General features: G+C 60.8%; 3 protein-coding genes. 1 reads left to right on the forward strand and 2 read right to left on the reverse strand.

The window, feature by feature from the left end; genetic code table 11:
- The coding region (locus DL1_RS20510; protein WP_038070213.1) for a single-stranded DNA-binding protein at nucleotides 1-245 on the forward strand (245 nt) is incomplete at its 5' end.
- A 187-nt stretch (nucleotides 246-432) separates the two neighbouring features.
- On the opposite strand, the gene acmB is transcribed toward DL1_RS20510, so the two are convergent.
- A complete protein-coding gene (gene acmB, locus DL1_RS20515) occupies nucleotides 433-1,632 on the reverse strand; it encodes a methyl acetate hydrolase AcmB (RefSeq protein WP_009807932.1) in 1,200 nt (399 codons plus the stop codon).
- Between the two features lie 96 nt (nucleotides 1,633-1,728).
- On the reverse strand, nucleotides 1,729-2,751 hold the full coding sequence (locus tag DL1_RS20520; RefSeq protein WP_009807931.1) for an AraC family transcriptional regulator: 1,023 nt from the start codon (nucleotides 2,749-2,751) through the stop codon (nucleotides 1,729-1,731).
- Between the last annotated feature and the right edge of the window lie 283 nt (nucleotides 2,752-3,034).

Here is a 3,034-nt window from a genome sequence, read left to right on the forward strand (position 1 = left end):
ACACCGAATGGCACCGCATCACCTGCTTCAATGGTCTTGGCAAGACGGTCGCGGAGCATTGCGAAAGGGGCATGAAGGTCCTCGTCCACGGCCGCATCCACTACACCAAGTGGATCGACAGCATGGGGAACGACCGCTACGGCTGCGAGATCATCGCCGAGAAGGTCGACTTCCTGAGCCGCCCGAAGTCGGCCGAGAACGAAAACCCCGAGCTGGTCGACCGCGACGACGAGATCCCGTTCTGAGAACGGGGTCTCCCCCTAGGGCCCGGCGGGTAAACCCGCCGGGTTTGGTCATTTTCGGCCTTAGCGGACGTTCGGTCCAAACCCGTCCAATGGCTTCTTTATCTCATAACCTATCTAAGGCGTGAAAACCGGCAAGTCCGACGGGGCGCGCATGCGCCCCGCCCTTTGGCATAGCAGGAAAATGCCGTTATTGCCCCGAGAGGGCCGCGTAGACCGCGCTCTCGAAATCCATATACCCTGGAAAGGAGACCCCATCTGCGAACGGCAGGATCTGCGTTGCCCAGTAGCCACCGATCCCATTCTTTCGATCTATCCAATAGTAGCTGTTCGCCAGCCCGGCCCAGCCGATGGCGCCGGCCGGGCGCCCGGTGGACGCGTCTTCGGTGTTGACCATGAAGGTGTAGGACCAGTCCTTGGGTATGCCCGGAAAGAACTCTGCATCATTCGAAAGCGAGGGAATGACGCCGGGCAGCATGGTGACTTTCTGCGGTGGGACAAGTGCGCCCTGCACGGCCCATTCGACGGTTTCGGGTTTCAGGACCCGCCCGTTCGGACCGGCACCGTCGTTCAACCACATGCGGATAAACTTCATGTATTCCGGCACAGTCGCGTAGAGCCCGTGGCCGCCCATGTGGACCTCAGGGTCATCAGGTAGTGCGAAGTCGTCCATCGGGGTCAGCCCGCCATCCTCGCCCCGCGCGTGGATGGTCGCGGTCCGCTCCTTCATGTCGGGCGTCCGGGTAAAGGCGATATCCTGCATGCCGAGCTGGTCGAAGATCCTCTCTTTCATAACCTCGCCCAGGCGTTTGCCGCGGATGCCTTCGACGACCTGTCCGACCCAGTCGATGTTCGTGCCGTATTCCCACTTCGTGCCCGGATCGAATAGCAGCGGGGTTTCGATGCAGGCGCGGCTGCCGGTGACGACAGAGGGCTGGCCCTGCTCTTCGGCGAGGCGCTTATAGGTCTCGTTAAAGAAATCATAGCCAAAACCGGCCGTGTGCAGCATCAGTTGGCGGGTCGTGACATCACTTTTGGGGGCGCGCAGTCTGGGGGTGCCGTCCGCGTCGAACCCGTCGATCACCTTCAACTCGCCGATGGCCGGGGCGTAGTTTTTCGCAGGCGCATCGAGGTCCAACAAACCCTCCTCGACACATTGCAGGGCTGTGGTGCCAGCGATTGCCTTGGTGGTCGAGAAGATGGCGAAGACCGTGTCCTCCGTCATTGCGTCGCCGTCCAGCCGCCGCTCTCCGGCCGCGCCGGCGTAGATATCGCCATTGCGGTCCGTTGCCATCGCGACAACCCCGGGCACACGCGACGGACCGGTGCCCAGTCCGTTCAGAACGGCGTCACACCGGATTTTCAGATCGTTTGGGTTGATGTCCTTCATTGGTTCCTCCCTTGAAGATGTGAAGAGAAGAATGCGGAACACTGATCGGCCGCGCTGTTCGCAACCGGTATGTTCTGTCCGATTTCGGAAACGAAGTCAGTGCGGGCGGACGCGTCGTGCGACCCGACCACGCGTCTGCGACGGCGTTTCTCCGAACCTTTCTCGATACCGGCCGGCCAGAGCGCCGAAGTTCGAAAAGCCCCAGTCTGCGGCGATCACGGTGACGGTCACATTGGCTGGCAAAGTTTCAAGATCCCGGCGAAAGCCGTCAAGCCGCCGCGCCACGAGGAATGCCCGAGGCGAAATACCTCGAAACTTCTGAAATCCGCCGGACAGTGTCCTTGCAGAAACGCCGACACGCTTGGCCACATCGCCGATTGAAGGTGCTTCGCGCGCTTCGGCTTCCATGATCTCCTCGGCCGCGCGAACGTAACCGGGGGCTGCACAGCGGGCCCCGGTCTCAAGGCTCAACCCAGCGGCCGATGCCCACTGTCGCAGAAGTTCGACGCAAAGCATCTCTTCGATATGCCGCACCAAGACTGCGTCGGATGAGACTTCGCCCGCGCGCGTTAAGGCACGGGTGGCATAATCGAGAAGCGCGGGCCAGGCTGAGTTGGGGCCGCCGATCTTGACACGGCTCGTCCACAGGCGGTCATCCGGCACGAAACCGAACCACCTCTCGGCCGTATCAACCATCGCCTGATGCGGGATCGTGAGGTTCAGCTGCATATGGTCGGGATCACCCTCAAGCCAATATTCGGCTCGGGAGCAATCTACGACAAAGCTTTCCCCGGCAGCGGTTGCAATAGAGCCACCATCGGTTTGATGATCCAATGCCCCGCGCAGGGTGTTAAGAACAAGGATGTTTCCGGCATCAGGATCGAAACGGTCAAGGTGAATGCCGGTGCCGTAGGCAAACCGGGTCATGGTCACACAGCCCGCCTTCGCCGAAATCATGGTCGCATCCGGCAGGGACAAGCGATCCAAAGGCCGCACCCGATATCGCATATAGACCGACCGGCAGAAGTCCTCCACTTCGTCCCAATCAGCTGAATGGGTTTTCTGCCGGTGCCTGATCGGCGCCCCTAACGAATCCAGAACAAGTGCATGTTCCAGCAAAACCCCGCTCCTCCTCGTGGTTCCATTGTCAATGTAACACGATATTGGCGAGGTAGACATCCGGCATTGGTCGTAAAGAAATGAACGTGTTGGTGGGGACGCGCCGACACGGTCGCGATCTGGCGTAGGTTCTGATCGAGCGCGTTGTCCCCCCGGCGTGTGAGGCTCTACAATGCCGACATTGGTTCAAGCCGCAGCGAATGACCGCTCCCCGCCCTTCGCGTTGTTGAGAGTGAGAGGGGTGCCGGTATCCCGGTGACGGGTTGAGGGCTGGGAGAGTGGC

The organism is Thioclava dalianensis, from assembly GCF_000715505.1.
GTDB classification, from domain to species: domain Bacteria; phylum Pseudomonadota; class Alphaproteobacteria; order Rhodobacterales; family Rhodobacteraceae; genus Thioclava; species Thioclava dalianensis.

Bases quoted from the DNA above. Each gene is read 5' to 3' on its own strand.
- acmB (WP_009807932.1), bottom strand. From the start codon at position 1,632: ATGAAGGACATCAACCCAAACGATCTGAAAATCCGGTGTGACGCCGTT.